The 25891-nt window shown below is 42.1% G+C and carries 25 protein-coding genes; 9 read left to right on the top strand and 16 right to left on the bottom strand.

Translation table 11 applies throughout. The features are described 5' to 3' along the window. Nucleotides 1-3: 3 nt before the first annotated feature. Both ABKW31_RS08610 and gltB read right to left on the bottom strand, forming a co-directional pair. Nucleotides 4-1419 carry an FAD-dependent oxidoreductase gene (locus tag ABKW31_RS08610; protein WP_348615918.1) on the bottom strand — a complete coding sequence of 472 codons (1416 nt, stop codon included), beginning with the start codon at nt 1417-1419 and terminating at the stop codon, nt 4-6. 18 nt (nt 1420-1437) lie between these two features. After that, nucleotides 1438-5904, bottom strand: a complete 4467-nt coding sequence (gene gltB / locus ABKW31_RS08605; protein ID WP_348615917.1) for a glutamate synthase large subunit — start codon at nt 5902-5904, stop codon at nt 1438-1440. 584 nt (nt 5905-6488) lie between these two features. Between gltB and arcB the strand changes: the two genes are divergently transcribed. The 3 genes from arcB (at nt 6489) to galK (ending at nt 11177) form a co-directional block, all read left to right on the top strand. Continuing rightward, nucleotides 6489-8834 (top strand): aerobic respiration two-component sensor histidine kinase ArcB, encoded by a 2346-nt coding sequence (arcB, locus tag ABKW31_RS08600; protein ID WP_348615916.1) that lies wholly within the window; start codon nt 6489-6491, stop codon nt 8832-8834. A 124-nt stretch (nt 8835-8958) separates the two neighbouring features. Continuing rightward, nucleotides 8959-10008, top strand: coding sequence for a UDP-glucose--hexose-1-phosphate uridylyltransferase (locus ABKW31_RS08595; protein WP_348615915.1), 1050 nt, complete (start codon nt 8959-8961; stop codon nt 10006-10008). Between the two features lie 5 nt (nt 10009-10013). After that, a complete protein-coding gene (galK, locus tag ABKW31_RS08590; protein WP_348615914.1) occupies nt 10014-11177 on the top strand; it encodes a galactokinase in 1164 nt (387 codons plus the stop codon). Between the two features lie 54 nt (nt 11178-11231). On the opposite strand, the gene ABKW31_RS08585 is transcribed toward galK, so the two are convergent. The 14 genes from ABKW31_RS08585 to ABKW31_RS08520 form a co-directional block, all read right to left on the bottom strand. Next, a complete protein-coding gene (locus ABKW31_RS08585; RefSeq protein ID WP_348615913.1) occupies nt 11232-11951 on the bottom strand; it encodes a hypothetical protein in 720 nt (239 codons plus the stop codon). 110 nt (nt 11952-12061) lie between these two features. Then, complete coding sequence (locus ABKW31_RS08580) at nt 12062-12934, bottom strand: DMT family transporter (RefSeq protein WP_348615912.1); 873 nt, start codon at nt 12932-12934, stop codon at nt 12062-12064. Between the two features lie 3 nt (nt 12935-12937). Further along, entirely contained in the window at nt 12938-14293 is a 1356-nt protein-coding gene (mgtE, locus tag ABKW31_RS08575; RefSeq protein WP_348615911.1) for a magnesium transporter, read from the bottom strand. Nucleotides 14294-14456: 163 nt separating this feature from the next. Next, entirely contained in the window at nt 14457-14732 is a 276-nt protein-coding gene (locus ABKW31_RS08570) for an HPr family phosphocarrier protein (protein WP_348615910.1), read from the bottom strand. Between the two features lie 32 nt (nt 14733-14764). Beyond that, nucleotides 14765-15610, bottom strand: coding sequence for an RNase adapter RapZ (gene rapZ / locus ABKW31_RS08565; RefSeq protein WP_348615909.1), 846 nt, complete (start codon nt 15608-15610; stop codon nt 14765-14767). Nucleotide 15611: 1 nt separating this feature from the next. Then, complete coding sequence (gene ptsN, locus ABKW31_RS08560; protein WP_348615908.1) at nt 15612-16055, bottom strand: PTS IIA-like nitrogen regulatory protein PtsN; 444 nt, start codon at nt 16053-16055, stop codon at nt 15612-15614. Nucleotides 16056-16070: 15 nt separating this feature from the next. Next, nucleotides 16071-16358, bottom strand: a complete 288-nt coding sequence (gene hpf, locus ABKW31_RS08555; RefSeq protein ID WP_306021849.1) for a ribosome hibernation promoting factor — start codon at nt 16356-16358, stop codon at nt 16071-16073. A gap of 25 nt (nt 16359-16383) precedes the next feature. Beyond that, nucleotides 16384-17865 carry an RNA polymerase factor sigma-54 gene (locus ABKW31_RS08550; protein ID WP_348615907.1) on the bottom strand — a complete coding sequence of 494 codons (1482 nt, stop codon included), beginning with the start codon at nt 17863-17865 and terminating at the stop codon, nt 16384-16386. A 69-nt stretch (nt 17866-17934) separates the two neighbouring features. Beyond that, complete coding sequence (gene lptB / locus ABKW31_RS08545) at nt 17935-18660, bottom strand: LPS export ABC transporter ATP-binding protein (RefSeq protein ID WP_348615906.1); 726 nt, start codon at nt 18658-18660, stop codon at nt 17935-17937. Continuing rightward, a complete protein-coding gene (lptA, locus tag ABKW31_RS08540) occupies nt 18660-19211 on the bottom strand; it encodes a lipopolysaccharide transport periplasmic protein LptA (protein ID WP_348615905.1) in 552 nt (183 codons plus the stop codon). Before lptA ends, lptB begins: the two co-directional genes overlap by 1 nt. Beyond that, entirely contained in the window at nt 19174-19740 is a 567-nt protein-coding gene (lptC, locus tag ABKW31_RS08535) for an LPS export ABC transporter periplasmic protein LptC (protein WP_348615904.1), read from the bottom strand. The genes lptA and lptC overlap by 38 nt, the downstream gene beginning before the upstream one ends. Further along, nucleotides 19737-20291, bottom strand: coding sequence for a 3-deoxy-manno-octulosonate-8-phosphatase KdsC (gene kdsC / locus ABKW31_RS08530; protein ID WP_348615903.1), 555 nt, complete (start codon nt 20289-20291; stop codon nt 19737-19739). Before kdsC ends, lptC begins: the two co-directional genes overlap by 4 nt. Beyond that, nucleotides 20291-21268: a KpsF/GutQ family sugar-phosphate isomerase gene (locus ABKW31_RS08525; protein WP_348615902.1), complete on the bottom strand. Its 978-nt coding sequence runs from the start codon at nt 21266-21268 to the stop codon at nt 20291-20293. The genes kdsC and ABKW31_RS08525 overlap by 1 nt, the downstream gene beginning before the upstream one ends. A gap of 5 nt (nt 21269-21273) precedes the next feature. Next, nucleotides 21274-22230, bottom strand: coding sequence for a calcium/sodium antiporter (locus ABKW31_RS08520; protein WP_348615901.1), 957 nt, complete (start codon nt 22228-22230; stop codon nt 21274-21276). A 333-nt stretch (nt 22231-22563) separates the two neighbouring features. Here ABKW31_RS08520 and ABKW31_RS08515 point away from each other — a divergent pair, with 333 nt between their 5' ends. The 6 genes from ABKW31_RS08515 to ABKW31_RS08490 are packed head-to-tail and all read left to right on the top strand — an operon-like array spanning nt 22564 to nt 25878. Further along, entirely contained in the window at nt 22564-23364 is an 801-nt protein-coding gene (locus ABKW31_RS08515; protein ID WP_348615900.1) for an ATP-binding cassette domain-containing protein, read from the top strand. Then, nucleotides 23361-24140 carry a lipid asymmetry maintenance ABC transporter permease subunit MlaE gene (gene mlaE / locus ABKW31_RS08510; protein ID WP_348615899.1) on the top strand — a complete coding sequence of 260 codons (780 nt, stop codon included), beginning with the start codon at nt 23361-23363 and terminating at the stop codon, nt 24138-24140. The genes ABKW31_RS08515 and mlaE overlap by 4 nt, the downstream gene beginning before the upstream one ends. 9 nt (nt 24141-24149) lie before the next feature. After that, nucleotides 24150-24614 carry an outer membrane lipid asymmetry maintenance protein MlaD gene (gene mlaD / locus ABKW31_RS08505; RefSeq protein ID WP_348615898.1) on the top strand — a complete coding sequence of 155 codons (465 nt, stop codon included), beginning with the start codon at nt 24150-24152 and terminating at the stop codon, nt 24612-24614. A gap of 36 nt (nt 24615-24650) precedes the next feature. Beyond that, nucleotides 24651-25280 carry an ABC transporter substrate-binding protein gene (locus tag ABKW31_RS08500; protein ID WP_348616036.1) on the top strand — a complete coding sequence of 210 codons (630 nt, stop codon included), beginning with the start codon at nt 24651-24653 and terminating at the stop codon, nt 25278-25280. Between the two features lie 3 nt (nt 25281-25283). Further along, nucleotides 25284-25592 (top strand): STAS domain-containing protein, encoded by a 309-nt coding sequence (locus tag ABKW31_RS08495; RefSeq protein WP_348615896.1) that lies wholly within the window; start codon nt 25284-25286, stop codon nt 25590-25592. Nucleotides 25593-25620: 28 nt separating this feature from the next. After that, nucleotides 25621-25878: a BolA family protein gene (locus tag ABKW31_RS08490; RefSeq protein ID WP_348615895.1), complete on the top strand. Its 258-nt coding sequence runs from the start codon at nt 25621-25623 to the stop codon at nt 25876-25878. The last annotated feature ends 13 nt before the right edge of the window (nt 25879-25891 follow it).

Here is a 25891-nt window from a genome sequence, read left to right as displayed (position 1 = left end):
TGATTACACGCCAATATAATCCAGTATACCTTCAGCAGCCTCTCGCCCCTCAAAAATGGCCGTGACCACCAAATCTGAGCCTCTAACCATATCCCCACCTGAGAAGATCTTTGGATTCGAGGTTTGAAAAGCAAACTTACCTTTTGCTGGAGCTCTGACTCGGCCTTTTTCATCTAACATTATGCCGAACTCACCAAACCAACCGGCAGGACTAGGCTGGAAACCAAAGGCAATGATGATGGCATCTGCCTCAAGTACATGTTCAGAGCCTTCAATCACGACTGGACTGCGGCGGCCTTGTGCATCAGGCGCGCCCATTTCAGTTTTGACAAGTCGAACACCGATGGCTTGGCCATTTTCATCGACTGCGATATCAAGAGGCTGTAAGTTAAATTTAAACTCAACACCCTCTTCTTTGGCGTTAACCACTTCTTTGCGTGAACCAGGCATACTTTCTTCATCACGGCGATAAGCACACGTAACACTGGTTGCACCCTGACGAATAGAGGTTCTGACGCAATCCATGGTGGTATCACCACCACCTAATACCACCACTTTTTTACCTTGCATATCGATAAAATCACTAGGATCTTTTTCTAAACCCATATGACGGTTAATATTAGCAATTAAGAAAGGTAAGGCTTCGTGCACACCAGGGGCTTTCTCATGGGCAAAACCACCCTGCATAGGTTTATACGTGCCCATGCCTAAAAATACTGCGTCGTATTGATCCAATAACTGTTGGAACGGCATATCCTTACCAATATCAGTATTGAGTACAAACTCAACGCCCATATCAGAAAAGATTTGTTTGCGCAGCTTGATCACTTCTTTTTCTAATTTAAAAGCAGGGATACCAAAGGTCAGCAAACCACCAATCTCTGGGTACTTATCATAGACAACAGGTTTCACGCCGTTACGCACAAGTATATCTGCACAGGCTAAACCGGCCGGACCAGCGCCAACGATAGCCACCTTTTTATTGGTTTTAACCACACCTGACATGTCAGGACGCCAGCCCATCTTAAAGGCCGTATCGGTAATATATTTTTCAATGCTACCAATAGTCACGGCGCCAAAATCGTCGTTTAAGGTACAAGCCCCTTCACACAACCTATCTTGCGGACACACTCTTCCACAAACTTCAGGCAGGCTGTTGGTTTTATGGGAAAGCTCAGCCGCTTCAATTATTTTGCCCTCGTTAGCTAGAGCTAACCATTGCGGAATAAAGTTATGTACCGGACATTTCCATTCACAATAAGGATTACCACAATCTAAACAACGGTCAGCTTGCCCTTCTGTTTGGCTTTGAGTTAACGGTTGATAAATCTCAGCGAACTCTTCCTTGCGCAACAAAATCGGCTTTTTAGGCGGATCGATGCGTTCCACATCTACAAATTGATAAACATTCTTAGCCATATAATTTAATCCTACTGCTTATTGAGCTTGCAAACGCAGCTCAGCGGTTGAGCGACTTATGTGGCCCAGCAAATTCTTAACATCACTTGTTTTGGGTTTTACCAATCTAAAGCGTGGTAATTCCTCGGCAAAATGTGTAAGTAAATTCAATGCATGTTCACTGCCAGTTAGTTCGTAATGTTGATTAATTAAACCGCGTAAATGTTCGGATAAGATAACTTTATCGCCAATATCGAGAATCTCGACCAGCTCCTTGTTAACGCGATTATCCAAGTCGTTTAATTCATCTAATATGTAAGCAAAACCGCCTGTCATACCTGCACCAAAGTTAACCCCAGTAGAGCCCAGTATCGCTACAATGCCTCCTGTCATGTATTCACAGGCGTTGTCACCGGTACCCTCAACCACCGCAATGGCACCTGAGTTACGTACCGCAAAACGTTCACCTGCTCGGCCCGCAGCAAATAATTTGCCGCCAGTCGCACCATAAAGACAGGTATTACCCATAATCGCACTCACATGAGGATCGAAGGTAATATTACGTGGTGGATGAATAACCAATTGGCCACCGGTCATGCCCTTACCTACATAGTCGTTAGCATCACCGACCAAGCGCATTTCTAAGCCGCCAGCGTTCCATACACCAAAACTCTGGCCTGCTGTTCCTGTGAAGTGAATTTGAATAGGCGCATCATGCATCGCATGGTTGCCGTGCACCATGGCAATTTCGCCCGATAAGGTTGCGCCGACAGAGCGATCCGTATTACGGATTGGATAACGTAAGTGAGCCCCTTTACCTGAGACGATAGCGTGTTTAGCGTCGGCTAATATTTGTTGGTTTAAGTCACCTTTGTCGAGCGGCGCATTGGTGGTTTGCGAGCAGAATAAACTCGTGTGTGAGCCCGCTTTAAATTTTGCCAACAAAGGACTTAAGTCCAGTTTATTTTGTTTAGCAGTTAAACCACTCAGGGTTTTTAACAACTCTGTGCGTCCAATAATATCATCGAGTTTTTGCACACCCATACTGGCCAGAATTTCACGTACTTCTTGAGCAATAAATTTGAAATAATTCATGACCATATCGGGTAAACCGATGAAGTAGTTTTCGCGCAACTTTTCATCTTGAGTCGCGACACCTGTTGCACAGTTATTTAAATGACAGATGCGCAAGTATTTACAACCTAATGCCACCATTGGACCGGTTCCGAAGCCGAAACTTTCGGCGCCCAGGATGGCGGCTTTAACTACGTCTAAGCCGGTTTTTAAACCACCATCAGTTTGTACTCTCACCTTGTGGCGTAAACCATTTTCTACTAAGGCTTGCTGAGTTTCAGCTAGACCTAATTCAAAGGGACTGCCGGCATATTTGACTGAGGTTAGTGGACTTGCACCCGTGCCGCCGTCATAGCCTGAGATCGTGATCAAATCGGCATACGCCTTGGCTACTCCAGTCGCAATAGTACCAACGCCCGGTTCAGAAACTAACTTGACCGATATAAGCGCTTTAGGATTAACTTGTTTCAAATCAAAAATTAGCTGGGCTAAATCTTCGATTGAATAGATGTCGTGGTGTGGCGGTGGAGAAATGAGTGTCACACCGGGAACAGAAAAACGCAGCTCTGCAATATAGTTAGTAACTTTATCTCCGGGTAATTGACCGCCCTCACCAGGCTTAGCACCTTGTGCGACCTTAATCTGAATAACTTCAGCATTAACCAAATAATGCGGCGTTACACCAAAACGGCCAGAAGCGACTTGCTTGATTTTTGAGTTCTTTTCAGTCTTAAAGCGCTTAGGATCTTCACCTCCTTCACCAGAATTAGAACGACCACCCAAACGGTTCATGGCGATGGCTAATGCTTCATGGGCTTCAGGACTTAAGGCGCCAATCGACATTGCTGCAGTATCAAAACGCGGAAATAAATTTTCGGCGGGTTCAACCAAGCTGATATCTATAGGGGCGTTTTCTGGATTTAAACCGAGCAAATCACGGAAGTGAGCTGGAGCCCTATCATTAACCAGAGTCGAAAAGGCTTTGTAATCTTCGTACTTGCCACTTACTACGGCCTTTTGTAAGGTCGTTACTACATCTGGGTTATAGGCGTGATACTCACCGCCGTGCACATACTTAAGTAAACCACCGTGAGAAATCGTTTTACGTTTCAACCAAGCAATACGCTGTAAATTCATCTGGTCTTGCTCAAAGTCATCAAAACCGGCGCCTTGAATTCGGCTAGGTATACCAGCGAAACATAGCTTAACTACATCTTTGTTGATGCCTACGGCTTCGAACAGCTTAGAACTGCGATAACTCGCGACGGTGCTGATGCCCATTTTAGACATGATTTTGTACAAACCCTTATTAATCCCTTTACGATAGTTTAGGGTGGCTTGCATGGCATCAATTTCGAGATCACCTTTCTCAACCATCTGTTCAATGGTCTCATACGCTAAAAAGGGATAAATTGCCGTGGCACCAAGACCAATTAAGACGGCAAAATGATGAGGATCACGTGCAGAAGCCGTTTCAACTACAATATTAGCGTCACAGCGCAGCGCTTTATCGATCAAACGCTTCTGCACTGCGCCAACCGCCATCGCTGCGGGTATGGGCAATTTGTTGGCTTTTATTTCACGATCCGACAAAATAACAAAGGTAGCACGCTTGGTTTTAACCAAGTATTCCACTTCATTACAAATACGTTCGATGGCTTTTTTCAAACCTTCTTCTGGCAAGTAATTCAAATCTACTTTTTCAGAATAGTAATGCTCTGAATCAAATTCGCGTAATTGTTTCAAATCGGTATAAACCAAGATAGGCGAATCAAACAATACACGTTGGGCATAACCAGAAGTTTCGCTAAATACGTTTTGTTCACGACCTATACAGGTAGCCAATGACATCACGTGATTTTCTCTTAGTGAGTCGATCGGCGGGTTAGTCACTTGAGCAAACTGTTGACGAAAATAGTCATATATAATGCGTTGTTTGGAGGACAATACGGCCATGGGCGTATCATCGCCCATTGAACCAACTGCTTCTTGGCCATCTTTCGCCAGTACCTTAATGATCTGCTGCATTTCTTCATATGAATAATTAAACAGCTTGTGATACGTCGCCATCATGTCATCACTAAAGACTCTTTTACCAATACTGCTTGCATCACATTGTTCGATAGGGGCTAAACGTTTGATATGTTTATTGATCCACTCCCGATAGGGATGGCGTTCTTTTAATTCGTTATCGATTTCAGTGGAGCGCCAAATTTTGCCTGTATAGGTATCTACGGCTAACATTTCACCGGGGCCAACACGGCCCTTTTCAATCACATCTTGTGGTTCGTAATCCCAAATCCCGACTTCAGAGGCCAAGGTAATTAACCCGTCTTTAGTCAATACATAACGGGCGGGACGCAGGCCATTACGATCTAGATTACAGGCCACATGGCGACCATTGGTTAATACGATACCGGCAGGGCCGTCCCATGGTTCCATGTGCATTGAGTTAAACTCGTAAAAAGCACGCAGATCGTCATCCATGGTTTTGTTATTTTGATACGCTGGTGGCACCAGTAAACGCATGGCACGGAAGATATCCATACCGCCGGCCAAAAATAGTTCCAGCATATTATCCAGTGAAGACGAGTCTGAGCCTTCAAGGTTTACAAAAGGGGCTGCATCCTGTAAATCTGGCAATAAAGGAGTAACAAATTTATTGCTTCGTGCTCTCGACCAATCACGATTACCACGAATGGTGTTAATTTCACCATTATGAGCTAAAAAGCGGAAAGGTTGAGCCAAGGGCCAACGAGGTAAGGTGTTGGTAGAAAAACGTTGGTGGAATACGCATATAGCTGATTGCATGCGCTCATCGGCTAGGTCTAAATAGAATTTAGGCAAATCGATGGGCATCACTAAGCCCTTATAAATCGACACCAAACCAGACAAACAAGCCACATAAAAATCTGGATCGGTAGTTAAGCGTTTTTCTGTTCTACGACGAGCCATATATAGGCGGCGTTCGACATCACGTTTACGCCATCCAGAGGGGGCATTGACAAATACTTGCTCAATTTGAGGCACACCCGTAGCAGCCAAGTCACCCAATACAGAGTGATCAGTTGGCACGATACGCCACCCGACAACATTGAGGGTTTCTCGCTCTAATTCTTCGTTTAATACAGAACGAGCTGCCTCAGCTAATGCCTTGTTTTGTGATAAAAATACCATCCCGACGGCATACTTTTTACTTAACTTCCAGCCATTCTCGCTGGCAATTGCTTGAAAGAAGCTATTGGGTTTTTGCATCAATAAACCACAGCCATCGCCGGTTTTACCGTCTGCGGCAATGCCGCCTCGATGTTGCATACGATCCAGTGCATGGATAGCTGTACTGACTATCTTGTGGCTTGCTTCACCGGTTGTGTGGGCGATTAGGCCGAAACCACAATTATCCTTTGAATCATTGGGATGATATAAACTCATTACCTTAACTCCTTCAATTATCGACTGGATGTAACTTATTATGTCAGCTGCTATAGAGATGGCATTTGATGCACGTTAATACGTGGAATGACTAAAAAAAGCCAACCCAAATGCCTATTTTTCGTTCGTAATTATTATTGGAGATACCAGTCGAGTATCGAATATTTATATTAAGCAGGGCATACAAAATACCGAGTCTCGATTTATAAATCAATTGCCAAGTGTGTCATTCGTAATATATTTATTTGCATGTTGCGTTTGATGCTTGATAAATCCATATAAAACAGATGCTTAGTTATTTTCATTGACTTGGTTATAAGCTATAAATAAATTAGAAATTACACTGATAAATGTAAAAAAAAAGTTAATTCACATCGAGTTAAAACAAAAATGATTTTTTGCGAATAGCATAATAATGCATAAAAAATGCATAAACTGTGTTGATTCTCGACAGTGGTTAAGCGATCTACAGCTTATTGTTCGAATATTCAGTTGTTCTGACCATTGCTTTGTTGACCCAACCCATAAACTTGCTAGCATGTCTGCCAGCAAACTTAATCCCACCAGCTTGAAGAGAGCCATTCATGCCTTTAAATCAGACTCCCGAAACTTGGGCTATTCGTTTAGCGCAAAAAATTCATCGTTTTGGTGCTATGAAAGCGAGCATACTTTTTGTGATTTTTACGCTTTTGTTCACCCTAGTGGGTTCTTACTTATTCCGTATTGCCATTAATGATCGGGCTAATATTGAAGATTTTATAAGTGCCATCTTTTTAACGATGTTAAGTGCGCCTTGGGTATTATTCTTTTTCAGTGAATTAGTTAAACAACTTGAGCAATCAAGAGAGCATTTAAAAGATGTGGTGGCTCAGCTTGAACGCTTACGTGAAGAGGATGTGCTGCTTAACCAAACTTTGCAGAACAATATCAAACAGCTTAACTACGAGATTGAGCAACGCAAAAACGCGCAGCTGGAACGAGAAAGTGTGTTTACTGATCTTGAGCATGAAATACAAGACCGCTCAGAAAAAGAACAGCAGGCTTTGCGCTTGTCAACCTTACTGCGCTCTATCATCGATGCCTCACCGGATCTTATTTACTACCGCAATGAAGAGGGGCAGTTTGCCGGATGCAACCGTGTCGCTGAGCAAATGACCGGTAAAACCGAACAAGAGCTAATTGGTTTAACTCCCCATCAAGTGTATGACGAGGAACTGGCTCGCCAAGTGGTAGAGAGTGATCACTATATTCTTGAGAATAATGTCAGTATTACCGAAGAATTGTGGCTGCGTTTTGCTGATGGTAAACGACGCTATTTTGAAATGCGTAAGGTGCCATTTTTTGGTGCTGATAATAAACGCCTGGGTTTGTTAGCCTTTGGTCGCGATATAACAGAACGTAAACAAGCAGAAAATGCAGTAGCTAAAGCCAGTAAAGACAAAACTGCTTTCATTGCAACTATCAGTCACGAATTACGCACGCCACTGAATGGTATTGTCGGATTAAGCCGCATGTTACGAGATACTAAATTAAACAGTGAGCAATATGCTTGGGTGAGCACTATTTATGCTAGTGGCATCACCTTAGGTAACATTTTCAATGACATTATTGATTTGGATAGACTAGACCGTGACCGCTTAGAATTATCTCTAAAAACCATTTCGTTAAAAGATTTTACCAGTGAGTTGGGCAGTATTATTGAATTACTCACTGATGATAAAAGTCTGCAATTTGAAGCAAAACTAATTGAACCATTGCCTGCCTTAGTCGAGGCAGACGGTACACGTTTGCGCCAAATACTCTGGAACTTATTGTTTAACGCTGTCAAATTTACTCAAAAAGGCAAAGTGTCTTTGCATATCCAAGCCCAAACAATAGACAGCAATACCAGTATGGTAACCTTTAAAGTCTGTGATACGGGCGTGGGAATTCCACAAGATGAGTTAGCAAAAATCTTTGCGATGTATTACCAAGTCAATTCCCCTGAACATCAAAGTGCCACTGGCACAGGGATAGGTTTGGCTATTTGTCAGCAAATGGTGTCATTAATGAAAGGCGATATTTCAGTCAGCAGTGTGGTGGGCGAAGGAACTTGTTTTAGCGTAAATTTACCGTTGGCAATTAGTAAAAAACCCATACAGGTTGAAGAATTAAAAGTCCTTGGTTTACAAATTTTGTTAGTTGAAGATATTGAACTGAATGTCATGGTGGCTAAAGCCTTACTAGAAAAATTAGGTCAATTTGTTGATGTGGCAATGACGGGCAATGAAGCCATTGATATGGCGCGTAACAAACAATATGACTTGATATTACTTGATATTCAACTGCCCGATATTAATGGATTTGAAGTGGCCAGTGTATTGCACAACGAAGGGCTTGTTGAGCAAACAAGCATTGTTGCTTTGACCGCCAATGTGGTTAAAACACGCCAAGAATATTTAGATAATGGTATGGATGATGTTATCGCTAAGCCGGTTAAAAAGAGCCGCATTATTGAAGTATTTAATAGTTTGTTTACCGATGAACCGACTAAAACCGCCCAGCCTTTTGAAGAACCCAAAGGCGATAAGTTAGAAGCCATTTTAGACTTAGATTTACTGCAAATGTTAGTTGATACTATCGGCCATGAAATGGTTAGAACCAGCGTCAAAGTTTTCCAAGAAAACATACCTGACTATCTCGAAATATTGCAACTCAGTTTAAGTGCCAACGAAAAGGATGAAGTCTGTTCTCAGGCCCATAAGATAAAAGGTGCAGCGGGTTCGGTCGGTTTAGCGCGGGTACAAAAAATTGCCAATCAAATCCAGCAAGGTGACCATCCAGCATGGTGGCAAAACGTGCACGACTGGGTCGAAGAACTCAATCATGCTGCTAGCCAAGACCTCCAAAAATTGATCAATTGGGTGGGCCAGCAAGATATCGACGACTAAGGTCAGTCTTCAGGTATAAAACAAATTAAAATACTGACAATTTAGTATTTTAATTTTAAAGTTTGTATATAAATACTATAATATGATTTATCGAATCGTTATTGTTAAAATTTGAGTTGTACTTATGTCTAAATTTGACCCCATTGATCATTCACATCGTCGCCGTAATCCTCTGACCGGAGATTGGGTACTTGTATCGCCTCACCGTGCTAAACGTCCTTGGCAGGGTCAGGTAGAAAAACCACAATCTACGCAAAGTCAGGCTCATGATCCTGATTGTTATTTGTGCTCAGGCAATACGCGCATCAATGGTGAAGTTAATCCTAATTACCAAGGTACCTTTGTTTTTACCAATGACTTTGCTGCCTTGATGCAAGACACACCAAAGTCTGAGCAAACAAATAATGATTTATTTACCTTGCAAGCCGCTCGGGGAACGAGCCGAGTCATTTGCTTTTCCCCTGCACATAATCTTACTCTGCCAGAATTGCCCGTATTGGCTATTAAAGGTCTGATTCAAACTTGGCAAGAGCAGGTCGCTGAGTTATCCAAAGAGTATGTCTGGGTGCAAGTATTTGAAAACAAAGGTGCTGCTATGGGCTGTTCTAATCCCCATCCACATGGACAAATTTGGGCTAATGATTTTATTCCAAATGAGGTAGCAAAAGCGGAAATAAACCAAAAAACTTATTTTGACAAACATAATAGTGCCTTGCTACTGGATTACGCCCAAAAAGAATCTGCCGATGGCAGTCGCACGGTGGTTGAAACTGAGCACTGGATCGCGGTTGTACCATATTGGGCCGCATGGCCTTTTGAAACCTTATTGATGCCTAAGTTTAAATGTGCACGTTTAGTGGATATTAGTGCTCAGCAAAGGGCTGATTTAGCCGTCGCCATCAAAGAATTAACAAGCCGCTATGACAACTTATTTCAATGTTCTTTCCCTTATTCAATGGGCTGGCATTGGGCACCTAACGACTTAAGCGAAACTGATCATTGGCAGGTACATGCCCATTTTTATCCGCCCTTATTGCGTTCAGCAACAGTGCGTAAATTTATGGTCGGTTATGAAATGATGGCTGAGCCACAGCGAGATTTGACGCCAGAACAAGCAGCCGAAAAACTGCAACAAGTCAGTAAGCTACACTACAACGAACAAGCAGGAAAATAAGCATCATGACAAGCATATTAAAAACGAGAATTAACACGCTTGATGCGGTTTTTACCGCCAGTTTTGGTTATGCGCCGGGTCGACACTTTCAAGCACCTGGTCGCGTTAATCTGATCGGTGAGCATACCGACTACAATGATGGTTTTGTATTGCCTTGTGCGATTGATTATCAAACCTTAGTCGCGGTTTCGCCCCGCGACGATATGACAGTCCGAGTTGTTGCCCTTGACTATGAAAATCAACAGGACGAATTTAGTCTTGATAGTGAAATTCTGCCTCATAGCTCACAACAATGGAGCAACTACGTGCGTGGTGTGGTTAAGCACCTTCAACTGCGTGGTATGGTCATTGGCGGGGCAGATTTAGCTATAACTGGGAATGTTCCTCAAGGTGCAGGTTTAAGCTCTTCAGCGTCCTTAGAGGTGGTTGTTGGCGAAACATTTAGGCAACTTTATCAGTTGGCCATGAGTCAGTCTGATGTGGCATTAAACGGCCAAGCGGCGGAAAATCAGTTTGTGGGTTGTAACTGCGGCATTATGGATCAGATGGTCAGTGCCTGTGGGGCCGAGCATCATGCCTTGTTGTTAGACTGTCGCTCGCTTGAGACTCAATTGATTTCGATGCCTGAGTCATTGTCTGTCATGATTATTAATTCCAATGTTAAGCGCGGCTTGGTCGACAGTGAATATAATACTCGTCGCCTGCAGTGCGAAGAAGCAGCTCGAATTCTAGAAATTAAAGCCTTACGTGACATTAGTTTAATTGAGCTACAGCGTCAAAAAGACAAAATGCCAGCTTTAGTTTATAAGCGTGCTCATCATGTTGTTTCTGATAGTGAGCGCACACTTTTAGCAGCTGAAGCATTACGTAATAACGACCTGAGTGCCTTGTCGGATTTAATGGCCGCATCACATATTTCGATGCGAGATGATTTTGAAATTACCGTCGAGCCAATTGATTATATTGTTGAATTGTTGTCGTCTTACTTAGGTCAAAATGGTGGTGTGAGAATGACGGGCGGTGGCTTTGGTGGCTGTATTGTTGCACTTATGCCTCATGCTTTGGTGGATGGGGCAAAACAATTGATAGCACAAAAATATCAAGTTAAAACCGGCATTAAAGAAGATATCTATATTTGTAAAGCCAGCAATGGAGCCGGTGAATTGTAAAAGTTAAGGCTGATGACGAATTTGTCGTCATCAGCAAAAGTAGCTATATAAAGCTTAATTTATGGTCTCGTGCGGCAGGTTTTGTAATCTTACAAGGTCATCATGTAGCCTAGTTGCCCACTGTTTGAATACCCTGCGCCAAGCGTAATTTTGTGAGGACTTATTATTACTCTGGGTTTGTAAGGATAAATCGCCAGTTATTATTGTCATATTACCGGTATTTACTTCCATTCCATCTTCAATAATAGCTAACAGTTCAGCAGTTTTTGAATCTGCAATAACGACTTGAATAGTAATGCTGCCGGTGCCTTTTTTATTTGCACTTACGCCCACGGTATCCATGCTTGAATCTTGGTATCGTTTACCATAAGGCATAAAATTAATAAGGCGAAATTCAATTGCCAAGACATTCTCACCTCCTTGATTCGTTGGCGTTAAACCTTGGCGCTCGGAAAATATTTTCAAAGCAAAGTCATCAAAGTATTGGCAAATTTGATCCATTTCTTGCCAATTAGAATCGCTCCAACTATCTACCAACTCTTGTTCCGCACTGTTATCAATTGTTAAACGGTCGAACTGCATGGGAAAAAAAATCACTTGTTTATATTTACTGAATACCGCTGGATCGGAGATAACAAAGCGGTCAAATGAACTGTCGGTAATTTGCACTAGATTAGAATCGGCAATAGCTTTAAAGTTCGCCACATTAGATTTATTGGAAGTCGCGCAGCCGGTGATTATGAGTAGAATAAGTGCAAGGTATATTTTTAACATAATCTCATCCCGAGTTTGTTGGGAGCCCAATATAACATGGGGAATTTATCGGTCTTATTATGAAATATGTTTACGTTAAAATAGAATTTCTGAAGGATGCCGTTATTCGATTAAGCGGGAATTTTTTGTTTAAACTGTGATAGGAGTACCAACAAAATACCGCCCAAAATGAGACAAGAAGATAGTAATAGATGCCAAGTAATCCCTTCATGAATAAACAAAATACCGCCTAAGGCAGCCCAGATGGGCACAGAGAGTTGACTGACTGCGGCGACACTTTTATCTAGTTTGGGTAAGACTTTATACCACAAGCTATAACCTAAACCGGAAGCAAGTGCACCGGAGGCAACACTGTAAACGAAACCTAGGAAGGTAATGTGAGTATCACCAAAGAAGTAGGCAACAAACAAAGCCAAGACACAAAGGGGAACAAGGCGAATGAAATTGCTACTGGTATCGAGCAGTGGTGATACCGATTGACTCCCTATCAGGCTGTACATACCCCACGCTATTCCTGCCACGATCATAAAGATGAAAGTCAAGCCATTGGGTTTATCTAGTTCAGGATAGACAAAATAACATAGACCCATTAGTGAGATGGCAATGCCGATACTTTCCAATACGGATAAACGTTTACCACTTAGCAGTGCAGCACCAAGCATAGTAAATTGAACTGCGGCAAAAAGAATCAAAGCACCTGTTGCTGTGCTGAGTCCTACGTATGCGTAAGAAAAACCAAGCACATAGATAAGTAAATTTACCGCCCCTTTACTGCTACCATATTGCATAAAAATTTTTGCAGAATGGGCGTTTTTAGCCACCAATAAGAGCCACAAAATAATGGCGGCTGATAAGAGCCGAATAATTGAGAAATCTAAAGGGTCAACCCATTCAACTTTAAGGGCCAATCGACATAAAATAGAATTGGCAGCAAAAGCGAGTAAAGCAATTAGGGTGAATAGAAATAGTTTTTTAGTCGACATTTTTTAAATCAGCAACCAGCTTGCGGTACCTAAAAAAGCGAAAATGCCTACGACATCGGTAATAGTAGTGAGTATTACACTGCCAGCTAGGGCCGGATCAATACGCAACTTTTTCATGATCATGGGTAAGGTAGCACCAGCGAGGCCAGCAGCGACCATATTGATTAACATGGCAAAGGCGATAACCGCCCCGAGCATTAAGTCTTGTTTCCACAACGCGATTACCGAGGCAATTAATACCGACCATATCACACCATTCAAAAAGCCGATGGCGAGCTCTTTGCTTATTAACCATTTTGCGTTACTCGCACGCACGTGGCCCAAGGCCATGCCACGTATCACCAAGGTCAGTGTCTGGTTGCCGGCTACGCCGCCCATGCTCGGCACTATGGTATTAAGTATGGCTAATACAGCCAATTGGCTAAGAGCCGCTTCAAATAAATCACTCACTGCCGCCGCCATTAAGGCAGTAAATAAGTTGACACCTAGCCAAATAGTACGCCTTTGAGTACTTTTAAAAACTGGTGCAAAGGTGTCTTCTTCATCATCTAAACCGGCCATACTCATCATGGAATGTTCAGCATCCTCACGAATAATATCAACCACATCATCAATGGTGATACGGCCTACCAGATGATTATTTTCATCCACCACAGGGGCAGACAACCAATCGTAGCGCTCGAATAAGCTGGCCACTTCATTATCTGGCATATTGACCGGGATGGCTTCTGAACTTTTTATTAATGTATGCACTTTAGTGTCGGAGGCGGCTGTGACTAAAGTAGTGAGAGAAACGCCCCCTATCAACTTATCGTCGCGATCGACCACGTACAAAGTATCAGTATTTTCTGGAATTTGACCTTTAAGACGAAGATAGCGCAAAAACACTTCAACACTAATTTCAGGACGCATGGTGATAGTGTCGGTGTTCATAATGAAACCGGCGGTTTCTTCACCGTATGACAAACCCTGCTGGGCGCGGAGTCTGTCTTGCTCATCCATGGAAGCTAGTAAATCTTGTGAAACGGCTTCCGGTAAACCACTGAGGGTTTCGACTAAATCGTCGGTGTCCATTTCCTCAAGAGCGTCAGCCAGTTTTTCTGGTAACATTTGACGGATGATGCCGTTACGCACATCTTCTGATAACTCTTCAAGCACATCACTGTATGAATCTGGTTCAATCAATTGCCAAATTTCAGTTCTTATGCGGCTGCGGCTCGACTCTAATAACAAAGCTACGTCACAGGGGGCGACACTGCGTAACATCGCTTGCACTTGCACAAAATCACCGCTATCAAGCGCCGAGTTAATGGCCTGTAATTGAGAGTTGGTGCTTTTTGCGTCGAATGTATCAGGCATAATGGTAGACAGTTTGTCCTTAAAAATGGATTGTCGAATGATATACGTTACTAGTAGAAGGATTAATATTTAAAGAGTAAACCTAGTGAGCCTAGCAACAATGTTAGTTCAGAGTGAATAGTTTAGTTGGATTAAAACATGATTATAATGATCGAACTCAGTATCACTCTTGTTCGTTAAAACGTCCGGCTATCAACGCTTCTACTGCAGCCAAGGCTTCGACCGCATCTTCCCCCTGACTGACGACATTGAGCTCTTTACCCTGATTACCCTCCAGCATCATTAAACCTAAGACACTGTTGGCCGATGCTTGTTTGTCGCCTAAATGTAAGGTCACAGTAGCGGAAAATTTGTTAGCTAATTGCACCAACTGGGTTGCAGCACGGGCATGTAAACCAAGCTTGTTTACGATGACTATTTTTTTTTCAAGTATAGGCATAATTAGTCTGTCATATCTTCAAGGTGAAGTGCTTATTGATTTAAGGTCCGGTGCCTAATTTGTACATCAGGGTGAGAATCACTAAAGGTCTTAGCTAAGGCTTCAGCCACATACACCGAGCGATGTTGTCCACCGGTACACCCAATGGCTATGGTTACATAACTGCGATTGTTACGCTCCAAATGGGGTAACCAAGTCGCTATTAAATTTTGTATTTGCCATATAAATTTAGTCACTAAGGGTTGAGAACCTAAAAATATTTGTACCGGACTATCTAAGCCAGTCAAATGTTTAAGGTCGGGTTCCCAGTGTGGATTTGGCAGAAATCGAGCATCAAATACATAATCGGCATCCTTAGGAATGCCGTACTTGAAGCCAAAGGATTCAAACACCAAGACAAGTCTAGAGCTTTTTTTACCCAAAATTCTTTCACGCACCAATTCAGCGAGTTGATGAACCGATAATTGGTCGGTATCGAGATAAAGATCGGCGCGCTCAGCAATAGGTGCAAGTAGTATTGATTCTGCTTGAATAGCTTCGGCTAGTGATTTATTTTGTTTCGAAAGAGGGTGCAGACGACGGGTTTCACTGAACCGTTTGACTAATATGTCATCACTCGCATCGAGATAAAGAATTGTCATATGCCAAGTGGATGGCAGATAATCGAGTATCTCCACCAAATCATTCGGGTCTTTGGGTAAGTTGCGTACATCGATACTGACAGCCACTTGATCATACTCGTCAACCACAGTGTGAGTCAGAGTGGGCAATAGATTGACGGGAATATTATCGACACAATAATAACCGAGATCTTCCAATGCTCTTAAGACAACAGATTTGCCAGAACCAGAACGGCCACTAATAATAATCAGTTTCATATCAGTTCATCACCTTAAATAATTCTTCATCGCTTTGAGCTGCACGCATTCGATTTAAGGTGTCTTTATCAGTGAGTTTTGCTGCAATAACTGACAAGGTTCCAAGATGTTCATTCGCCTGTTCTTCTGGAACCAATATTGCGAAAAAGATATCAACGGGTTGTTTATCGATTGCATCGAATTCGATGGGCGTATCATTGGTCATAACCACAGCAACCACTTTTTTGAGATCTTTTAAACGGCCATGTGGCAATGCAATTCCATTACCGATACCGGTACTGCCCATTTTTTCTCGGTTCATTAAACTGGCGAGTATCGTGGCCTGATCAATATCGACAATATGCTTACTCGCGATATTGCTGATAAGTTCGAGGATCCGTTTTTTACTGGTACCCTGCACTGCACATAAAGTGCAGTCAGGGTGAAGAACGTCTTTAATTTCCATTATTTACTGAGTCACTTAATGGCGTTTAGCTTTTTCCTTGTGCTTAATCACTTGTCTATCAAGCTTATCGATTAAAGCATCAATGGCGGCATACATGTCTAAATGTTCAGCATTGGCGAAAACTTCTGCGCCACTAAGGTGAAGGGTTGCTTCAGCCTTCTGATTCAGCTTTTCAACATTTAAGATGACATGTACATTATTAATATGATCATAGTGTCGTTCAAGTTTAGTAAATTTTGAATCGACATAATCGCGTAGTGAATCGGTAATTTCTAAATGATGACCAGTTAGGTTTATTTGCATATCGCCTCTTCCTTTTTTAATTTGCCTATAAAAGACTCTTACGTTGGTTAGACGGAGGGATCAATAAAGACTCCCTATATTTTGCTATTGTTCGCCGAGCCACGACTATGCCTTGGTCAGCCAACAGTTGAGCAATCTTACTATCACTCAGAGGTTTACTGGGTTTTTCGGCTGCGACTAATTTTTTAATCAATGCCCTAATTGCTGTTGAGGAGCATTCTCCTCCCACATCTGTGGCAACATGACTAGAAAAGAAGTACTTGAGCTCAAATATACCTCTGGGGGTATGCATATATTTTTGGGTTGTCACACGTGAAATAGTTGATTCATGCATATCCACCATTTCTGCGACATCATTTAACACCATTGGTTTCATCATTTCTGGACCATGTTCAAAAAAACCAATTTGCTGCTGTACAATGCAATTGGATACTTTGAGTAAGGTCTCATTGCGACTTTCAACGCTTTTAATAAACCATTTGGCTTCTTGTAAATGCGAACGGATAAATTGACTATCAGTACTATTTTTTGTGCTCTTGCTCATGGCCGCATATTGCTGATTGACATTGAGCTTGGGCAAACTGTCAGGGTTGAGTTCAACCATCCAACGGCCATTTTTTTTAGTCACGGAAACGTCAGGGATTACATACTCGGGTTCGCCGACAATAAGCGCGCTACCCGGCCTTGGATTCAGAGTTTGCAGAAGTCGCATTGCTTCACGCAACTCATCTTCTTTTAGACGAGTCTTACGCATTAAGGTACGGTAATCTTTGCTACCAATTAAGTCACAATAATCGGTAATAAGCATCTTGGCTTCAGCTAACCAAGGTGTTTCGATAGCAAACTGATTTAATTGGATCAATAAACATTCTTGCGGACTGCGTGAACCAGAACCGATAGGGTCAAACATTTGAATGCGTTTAAGTACACACTCCACTTCATCTAGTTCAATTTCTTCATCGTACAAACTAGCGAGGACTTCGTCCGCACTAATAGTCAGGTAACCTGACTCATCAATAGAATCAATAATGGCCATGGCGATAGAAATATCTGTATCACTAAAATGCGTGAGGCGCATTTGCCATAACAAGTGTTCTTGAATATTGTCGGTGGTTTCTCCCTGAAAAACTTGGTCGTCATCAACACTAAAGCTGCTTGAGGACATAGAGGGAGCTGATGACGCGCTAATGTATTCGTCCCAGGTGCTATCTAAGGGCAAATCTTGAGGAATATCATTGTTTTGTAATGCATCCCCAGTCTCAATAGTTGCAGCATCCACTTCGACCCGGTCGTTTGAGCCATCAGAACCAAAATTAGTTTCTAAAGCACTATCACCGGTGGGATTTTCGAAGGGGTCAGTTACTTCTAATAATGGGTTAGAATCTAAAGCCTCTTGAATTTCTTGTTGTAAATCCAAGGTAGAAAGTTGCAATAGCCTAATCGCTTGCTGCAATTGAGGCGTCATCGTGAGTTGTTGGCTAAATTTTAACTGTAAAGAGGGTTTCATTTACTTCTTATGCTTAGTCCGTTGGGGTTAATTTAACCGTGCGAAATATCATGCCATGCCATAGCTTTACTATAGCCTGAATTGCTCACCAAGGTATACATCTCTTACACGTTGATCACTTAATACTTCTTGTGAGGTTCCGGCAGCAATGAGTTCACCATGGCTGACGATATACGCTTTTTCGCATACATCGAGGGTTTCTCGCACATTGTGGTCAGTGATCAGCACGCCTATACCTCTATCGCGCAAATGTTGGATAATCTTTTTGATATCATTAACCGATATGGGATCCACTCCAGCAAAAGGTTCATCCAATAAAATAAATTTTGGCTCAGCCGATAAGGCCCTTGCTATTTCAACCCGACGTCGTTCGCCGCCTGACAAACTCATGCCTAAGCTGTTGCGAATATGATTAATATTAAATTCATCTAATAGTGCATCAGCCTGCATTTCTCTTTGTTCAGTTGAGAGCTCTTTGCGCGTCTGTAGTATGGCCATTAAATTTTGATATACCGTTAATTTGCGAAAAATTGAAGCTTCTTGCGGTAAATAACCAATACCTTGCCTAGCGCGCACATGCATTGGTTGCAGTGTGAGTTCCTGTTGGTCGATAAATATTTCGCCCTTATCTAAGGGGACCAAGCCTACAATCATGTAAAACGTGGTTGTCTTGCCCGCCCCATTAGGGCCGAGTAAACCAACAATTTGCCCAGACGATACTTCTATACTGACATCCCGCACTACTTGACGTGATTTGTAGGATTTTGCCAAATGGGTCGCTTTTAGAATGGCCATTATGGTTGTGGATCCTGTTCAGGAATGGTTTGGGTTTTGCTGTCTTTAGCTTCGGGCTGTAAAATCGTTATAACTCGGCCACTACCTTGGTCTTGACCTTGTGCCATGATTTGCTCAAGTTCCATGTTAAAAATAATCGAGTTGCCTTTGACACTACTACTATTTTGTTCTACTTCAGCATTCCCCTCTAGAGACAAGGTCCGTGTTTGGCGGTGATATTCAATTTTATTGGCTGTGGCATGCACCATTTTGCCATTTTCCTGACGTTGGGAATATTTAGCGGGTGAGCCCATCGCCACAAACACTTCTTTATCTTGACCTTTGCTGGCATCAATCTCCATTTCATCAGCTTGCAGCACCAATGAACCTTGAGTGATAAGGACACTGCCTTTGTAAATTGACTTTTTGGCAATTCGATCCAAGAACGATTGCTCAGACGCGATTTCGATGGTTTTAGAAAAATCATCTTTACCAGCATAACTTATGGTTGAATAACCAACCGCAAGGCTGATACTAATGCCTAGTAGTAGGTTGGAAAACGGTTTTAACATGATCAAATAACTCATATTGTTGGGTCTCAAGGTTGGCCTTAAAACCATTGCTGTTAATGACATAATTGGGCCCAGTGATATTGACATATTGGTCTGAGCTCATGGTTTTGTCACTTAAATTTATTTCTACAAACTGAGTATTAACCTTCTGAGCCAGATTATCGTCGTCAACACCTGATATTTCGACGTCTGTCTCAAATTGCAAACGTTGATCGTCGTACAAAGTACCTTCATTTGCGGTGATGTTCCAAGGTAGCCCCGTCTCAGAAAACAGCTTATATTCAGGGCGTTTAAACAAAGTAAAGCCCAGTAAATCAAAGTGCTCCATTTTCTCAGCGGAGACCTGCTGACTCATTTTTCCTTCTTTATCATACAAGGTACTTCGCATAGTCAGTGCTTGATAATTAGGCACCCATGCTTCTTCAGTTTGAGCTTTAGGCTTTATTTCTTCTTCATTCAACCAATTGGGAACACTTAAGCCGAGCGCTAATAGAAATAATAAGCTGATGCAAAGTGTTACTCTATTCATATGCTAGCACCATAGTTGGCATTCAGTTTACCTTTTGCCAGTAAAATTAAATCGCAAATTTCACGCACAGCCCCAAACCCACCACTATGTTGGGTGACATAAGTGGCTTGTTGTTTAACGCTGGGATGGCCATCGGTCACGCTAAAACATAAGTCGCTTAATTCAAACATGCCTAAATCAGGAATATCATCGCCCATGCTGGCAGTATATTTAGCTGAAATATTGAGTTCTTTCTGCAATTCAGCCAAAGCTGAATGTTTGTCTTCACAACCTTGAATAATATGTTTCACGCCAAGCGCAGTCATGCGCTGTTCAACGATATTGGAACGTCGTCCGGTAATAACTGCTACCTGCACACCAATACTTTGCAAGGCCTTTACACCGTATCCGTCTCGCGTGTGAAAGGCTTTGAGTTCTTCGCCCTGTTGTCCAAGGTAAATACGGCCGTCTGAGAATATACCGTCGACATCACAAGCTAGTAGCTTCACGCGGGAAAATAATTTCAAGGTATTCTGTGATAGTGGCCCATACAAGGTATCTATTGATGCCATTAAATAATTCCAGCCTGTAATAAAATTTGCATATTAATTGCGCCGATGGGATGTCCGGCAATATCTACCACAAATAAGGAATTAATTTTCCTTTTCTCCATGATTTTTAACACTTCTGCTGCCAACATACTAGCCGGAGCCGTCACACTATTTATGGTCATCACGTCTTTTATGGCAACGTTATGTACGTCAATTCTGGCGTCTAATACTCGACGTAAATCACCGTCAGTAAAAATACCGATCAATTCACCCTCGTCGTTAATAATACCTGCCATACCAAGGCCCTTGCGAGATATTTCTAGCAAAACTTGGCTTAAGGACTGATTGGGAGTGACCAAAGGTAATCGTTCGTCAGTGAGCATTATTTCATTGAGAGTTAACAATAATTTACGACCCAAAGAGCCACCAGGATGAGATAGGGCAAAATCATCACTAGTGAAACCTCTTGCATTTAATAGCGCAACCGCCAAGGCATCGCCCATCACTAAGGTGGCTGTGGTACTAGAAGTCGGTGCTAAACCCAAAGAGCAGGCTTCTTGTTGCACTTTTATGCATAAGTTAACATCAGCATAACGGGCTAGGGTATTGGACGCGCTGTTTGACATGGCTATGATGGGTACGCCTAAACGTTTAACCACAGGTAATAAGGCTAATAATTCAGCCGTTTCGCCAGAATTAGAAATAGCCAATAGGATGTCTTGTTCGGTTAACATGCCTAAATCGCCATGATTGGCTTCGGCGGGATGCATGAAAAAAGCGGGCGTGCCGGTACTGGCCAAAGTAGCCGAAATTTTGTGACCTATATGACCTGATTTGCCCATGCCGCAAACCACTACTTTTCCCTTGCAAGCCAATATACGTTCGCAGGCAGCGACAAAGTTTTGGTCAATATACTGACTTAGATCAGCAATAGCCTGTTGCTCTATAGCGATAACGCTTAAAGCGGATTGTTTGAAATCTCGATTAGTTGCTTGCATGTCGATTAACCAAAAAGAATGATTTGATAGGCAACAAAACAAGCCACTAAAGCGAAACCTTCATAGCGGTTTATTCGGCGTACACCTCTAAAATTAAAGCTCAAGAGTATGAGTACCACATTGAGTCCCAGCATAATATAAATGTCCCGATGAGCGGCTAATTCGTCAATGGCTCCAGGCGCAATCAAACCAGGCATCGCCATTACTGCGAGTATATTAAAAATATTAGAACCGATAATATTACCTAAGGCCATATCATCTTCGTTTTTCAGCACACCAGCAATACTAGCTGCAAGCTCAGGCAAGCTTGTGCCAATTGCGATAATAGTCAAACCAATAACCAAATCACTAAGTCCCAGTGTTTTGGCAATAATTACCGCGGAATCAACCATAAAGCTGGCACTTAATGGCAGTAAAATAAGTCCAAGCACTAACCAAAACAGGGCTTTGCCTGTGGGTACATTACTAGGTATTTCGCTTTCAGTTTCGGCAATAAGTGGATCACTGCTTTCTAGATTAAAAGACATCCAAATTAAAGCACCGATAACAGCAAAAAAGAAAACAATCAGAATAACACCCTCTATGCGACTCAAGTTTAAATCGGACAACATATAGGTTGCTAACAATGAGAAAAATAACAACACGGGCATTTCGCGCTTTAGCGCCGATGATGCAATAACCAATGGCTTTAACATGGCGGTTAAGCCCAATACCAATGCAATGTTGGTAATGTTTGAACCTATTGCATTACCAATGGCGGTATTTATATTACCGTTAAACGACGCAGTTGCGGAAACCACTATCTCTGGAGCAGAAGAGCCCATGGCTACAATAGTTAAGCCGATAATCATGGGAGAAATACCAAAGTTCTTAGCCATGGCAGCCGCACCATATACAAATCGGTCTGCGGCGAAACTGAGCACGCCTAACCAGACGAGAAAGAGAACAACTTCAAAAACCACGAACACTCACTTATTAAAAAATACGAACAAGATTGTCGCAAAATCCAAGCTTAATTCCTATGACCTGCTTATATTAATTAACTGGCAACTTTTTACTTTTCCATCGGTCTACAGATACAAGCTTAATATTGTAATCTTCTTTCGATGCTAAGTGTATGTAAATTAAGCCTATTTGCCGAGAAATCTAAGTTTAAAGTTTGATTCGATAAATTCGAATATAACTTGTTACTTTTTCTCTTTGTTATTCGGCCTTGAAAAAACGTAAAATAGTCACAATTTAGCGGGTCTTGGTATTTTCCACGTCTCAAAATTTATAGGAATCTTGTCCATTAAATGGAAAATTTGATAGAGATCGACAATTTGAGTTTTAGTCGCAGTGGGCGTTTGATTTACGACGACATCTCATTGCGCATTCAAAAAGGTAAAACCACCGCCATCATGGGCCCAAGTGGTATCGGCAAAACGACCATGTTAAGGCTTATGGGGGGACAACTTGCACCTGATAGTGGTGACATCCGTTTTAAAGGGGAGTCTATTCCACAAATGCGCCGCAAGCGTTTGTTTGAAGTCCGCCGGCAGATGAGTATGTTGTTTCAAAGTGGCGCCATGTTTACTGATATGACTGTGTACGACAATATCGCCTTTCCATTGCGAGAGCACACAACATTGTCTGAAGATTTAATTAGTACTGTTGTGCAACTCAAACTGCAAGCTGTGGGATTGCGCGGAGCCGCACATTTAATGCCTGCCGAATTATCCGGTGGTATGGCACGTCGAGCTGCACTTGCTCGTGCGATTGCTTTAGACCCAGAGCTCATTATGTATGATGAGCCTTTTGCCGGGCAGGATCCAATTTCAATGGGGGTATTGGTGAAGCTAATTAAAGCGCTTAATGATTCGCTTAAGCTTACCAGTGTCGTAGTTACCCATGATGTAACAGAAGTACTTACCATTGCGGATTACATTTACATATTGGCAGAAAGAAAAATTATAGGTAGTGGTACACCCGCTGAAATCAAAAACAGTGACTCACCTTTAGTCCAGCAGTTTTTGCAAGGGCTAGCAGATGGTCCAGTGCCGTTTCATTATCCTGCAGGTGATATTAAACAAGCCTTTTTAGGTAAAACAGCATGAATTGGTTAGCAAGTATTGGCAAGGTGACCATTGGTAAATTAAGCTCTTTCGGGCGCGCTACCTTGATGCTGTTCGGAGCGATCGTTGCCAAACCGCAATTTATCAAAAATGTGCCTCTTACCATCAAGCAAATCTATGCTGTTGGCGTTCAGTCTCTGCTCATAGTTGTTGTGTCAGGCTTGTTTATAGGCATGGTAATGGCTTTACAAGGTTATACTATTCTCGTTGGTTATGGTGCCGAAGGTAGTTTAGGCCCAATGGTCGCTTTATCCTTATTACGTGAACTTGGCCCTGTCGTTACCGCTTTGCTTTTTGCTGGTCGAGCAGGTTCAGCGCTAACGGCTGAAATTGGCTTAATGAAAGCGACCGAGCAGTTAAGCAGCCTTGAAATGATGGCAGTAGATCCCTTACGGAGAATTATCGCGCCACGTTTTTGGGCGGGCATGATTTCCATGCCCATGTTAGCCATTATTTTCAGCGCTGTGGGCATATTAGGCGGTCATGTGGTTGGCGTTGATTGGTTGGGTGTTGATTCAGGCAGTTACTGGTCAATTATGCAATCAACGGTTGATTGGGACAAAGACGTCGTTAACGGCATTATAAAAAGTATCGTTTTTGGCTTCGTTATTGTGTGGATTGCAACGTACAAAGGTTACGACTCTATTCCAACATCGGAAGGGATAAGTAAAGCGACCACTGAAACAGTGGTCTATTCATCTCTGGCCGTTTTAGGTTTGGATTTTGTGTTAACAGCACTTATGTTTGGAATTGAGTAGGAGAAAAAAATGAATTCTAGGAAAGCAGAAATTCTAGTGGGTGGTTTTGTGGTTTTAGCGTTTGCAGCAGGTTTAATGCTGGCGCTAAAAGTAGTTAATCAAAATATGTCTGGTCAGTCAGAAACATACACCTTAAATGCAAAATTCGATAATATTGGCGGCTTAAAAGTTCGCTCGGCAGTTAAGGTGGGTGGTGTTACCGTGGGACGAGTAGATAGTATCACCCTGAGCCCTAAGGATTTTACACCAGTGGTCAGTATGAGTATTTCTAAAGAGTATGATCAATTTCCCGAAACAAGTTCTGTGTCTATTCTCACATCTGGTTTGCTTGGAGAGCAATATGTTGGCTTCCAACCGGGTTTTGAAATTGAAGGTATAGAGAATTTGTCTGAAGGTGACTATATCGAAGATACCAAGTCAGCTTTGGTATTAGAAGATTTGATTGGTCAGTTTTTATTTAGTAAAGGTCAATAAGCCAATCATTGGCGAGGATGTAAAGTGAAAATTAAAATATTGCAGGCTATAGTTATCGGGGTTTCTTTGTTTTTAAACAGTGCAGCTCAGGCTGAAGAAATAAATCCGTATGATATGTTAGAGCAAGTTGCGACTAAGACTTTTAATCGAATTAAAACTGAGCATTCGCAAATTGAAGCCAATCCAGAACTATTAAGAACAGTAATGGAAGAAGAGTTGCTGCCGTATGTCGATTACAACTTTGCCGCCCTCAAAGTTTTAGGTAAGCATTTTAGAACTGTACCAAAAGAAAAAATTCCTGAGTTCATCAAGGTGTTTCGTTCTTACTTAATTACGACTTATGCCTTAGCACTGTCTTATTACAATGGCCAAGAAGTCATTTTTCAACCAAGTAAAGATGTTGGAGATGACAGTACTGTTACCGTGCGTGCAATCGTTAAGGAGCCTGGACGTCCTGATATTAATATTGCATTTAAGTTACGTAAAAGTAATAAAACGGATGAATGGAGAGCCTATGATATGGTTGCTGAAGGTATTAGTTTGTTATCGAGTAAACAAAGCGAATTCGAAAGTATTTTACGCCAAGATGGCATTCAAGCTGTGATTGATTCGATGAATAATACGATCAGTCGACCCATAAATTTAAATCCAGAAGCAAAAGGGTAATCTGTGCAGGTTTTAAAAGTTTCTAATGAATCTGCCAATGTGTTTTTACTCAGTGGGGATTTAAATCGTATAACGGTTAATAGTGCTTGGCCCAATAGTGTTGAGGAGATTAAGCAGGCTGCTGATAAACAGCCTGTGACACTTGATTTGAAAAAAATTGAGCACGTTGATACTGCTGGATTAGCTTGGGTAATGAACTTACTTCGTGATTGTTCTGCGCAAAATGTCGCTTTTACCTTGAAGCATGTGCCACAAACTTTAATAAATTTAGCAAAAATAAGCGACGTTGAAGAGTTATTACCGCTACAATGAGCGCCACTTTTTGTGTTTGAGAGGTAATATGGAAAACCAACAAATTGAAGCGCTACTTAAAGACTCACTTGGTCTTAATGAAGTGCATGTAACAGGTGATGGTTCGCATTTCCAAATTATTGCAATAAGCGACCAGTTCGCAGAGATGAGTCGGTTGAAAAAACAACAATTTGTTTATGCACCACTTGCAAGTGTCATTGCAGAGGGAAGTATGCACGCCGTCTCGATAAAAACGTTCACAGTGTCACAATGGAAACGTGAAAAATTATTTAATATGCCGCAATAAGCCGCTTTGTTTT

It is taken from the genome of Paraglaciecola sp. 25GB23A, from assembly GCF_040012495.1.
Classification (GTDB): Bacteria; Pseudomonadota; Gammaproteobacteria; order Enterobacterales; family Alteromonadaceae; genus Paraglaciecola.
The sequence above is the reverse complement of the archived record's forward strand: the minus strand, read 5'-3'. Positions and strand labels throughout refer to the sequence as shown.

What these genes read in the sequence shown, in the direction of transcription:
- ptsN (WP_348615908.1), bottom strand. Translation starts at nt 16,055, where the DNA reads ATGGAAATTAAAGACGTTCTTCACCCTGACTGCACTTTATGTGCAGTG.
- ABKW31_RS08550 (WP_348615907.1), bottom strand. Translation starts at nt 17,865, where the DNA reads ATGAAACCCTCTTTACAGTTAAAATTTAGCCAACAACTCACGATGACG.
- ABKW31_RS08610 (WP_348615918.1), bottom strand. Translation starts at nt 1,419, where the DNA reads ATGGCTAAGAATGTTTATCAATTTGTAGATGTGGAACGCATCGATCCG.
- mlaD (WP_348615898.1), top strand. Translation starts at nt 24,150, where the DNA reads ATGAATTCTAGGAAAGCAGAAATTCTAGTGGGTGGTTTTGTGGTTTTA.
- gltB (WP_348615917.1), bottom strand. Translation starts at nt 5,904, where the DNA reads ATGAGTTTATATCATCCCAATGATTCAAAGGATAATTGTGGTTTCGGC.
- arcB (WP_348615916.1), top strand. Translation starts at nt 6,489, where the DNA reads ATGCCTTTAAATCAGACTCCCGAAACTTGGGCTATTCGTTTAGCGCAA.
- lptA (WP_348615905.1), bottom strand. Translation starts at nt 19,211, where the DNA reads ATGTTAAAACCGTTTTCCAACCTACTACTAGGCATTAGTATCAGCCTT.
- lptC (WP_348615904.1), bottom strand. Translation starts at nt 19,740, where the DNA reads ATGAATAGAGTAACACTTTGCATCAGCTTATTATTTCTATTAGCGCTC.
- lptB (WP_348615906.1), bottom strand. Translation starts at nt 18,660, where the DNA reads ATGGCCATTCTAAAAGCGACCCATTTGGCAAAATCCTACAAATCACGT.
- ABKW31_RS08570 (WP_348615910.1), bottom strand. Translation starts at nt 14,732, where the DNA reads ATGCCTATACTTGAAAAAAAAATAGTCATCGTAAACAAGCTTGGTTTA.
- ABKW31_RS08515 (WP_348615900.1), top strand. Translation starts at nt 22,564, where the DNA reads ATGGAAAATTTGATAGAGATCGACAATTTGAGTTTTAGTCGCAGTGGG.
- ABKW31_RS08585 (WP_348615913.1), bottom strand. Translation starts at nt 11,951, where the DNA reads ATGTTAAAAATATACCTTGCACTTATTCTACTCATAATCACCGGCTGC.
- kdsC (WP_348615903.1), bottom strand. Translation starts at nt 20,291, where the DNA reads ATGGCATCAATAGATACCTTGTATGGGCCACTATCACAGAATACCTTG.
- mgtE (WP_348615911.1), bottom strand. Translation starts at nt 14,293, where the DNA reads ATGCCTGATACATTCGACGCAAAAAGCACCAACTCTCAATTACAGGCC.
- mlaE (WP_348615899.1), top strand. Translation starts at nt 23,361, where the DNA reads ATGAATTGGTTAGCAAGTATTGGCAAGGTGACCATTGGTAAATTAAGC.
- ABKW31_RS08490 (WP_348615895.1), top strand. Translation starts at nt 25,621, where the DNA reads ATGGAAAACCAACAAATTGAAGCGCTACTTAAAGACTCACTTGGTCTT.
- ABKW31_RS08580 (WP_348615912.1), bottom strand. Translation starts at nt 12,934, where the DNA reads ATGTCGACTAAAAAACTATTTCTATTCACCCTAATTGCTTTACTCGCT.
- hpf (WP_306021849.1), bottom strand. Translation starts at nt 16,358, where the DNA reads ATGCAAATAAACCTAACTGGTCATCATTTAGAAATTACCGATTCACTA.
- galK (WP_348615914.1), top strand. Translation starts at nt 10,014, where the DNA reads ATGACAAGCATATTAAAAACGAGAATTAACACGCTTGATGCGGTTTTT.
- ABKW31_RS08525 (WP_348615902.1), bottom strand. Translation starts at nt 21,268, where the DNA reads ATGCAAGCAACTAATCGAGATTTCAAACAATCCGCTTTAAGCGTTATC.
- ABKW31_RS08595 (WP_348615915.1), top strand. Translation starts at nt 8,959, where the DNA reads ATGTCTAAATTTGACCCCATTGATCATTCACATCGTCGCCGTAATCCT.
- rapZ (WP_348615909.1), bottom strand. Translation starts at nt 15,610, where the DNA reads ATGAAACTGATTATTATTAGTGGCCGTTCTGGTTCTGGCAAATCTGTT.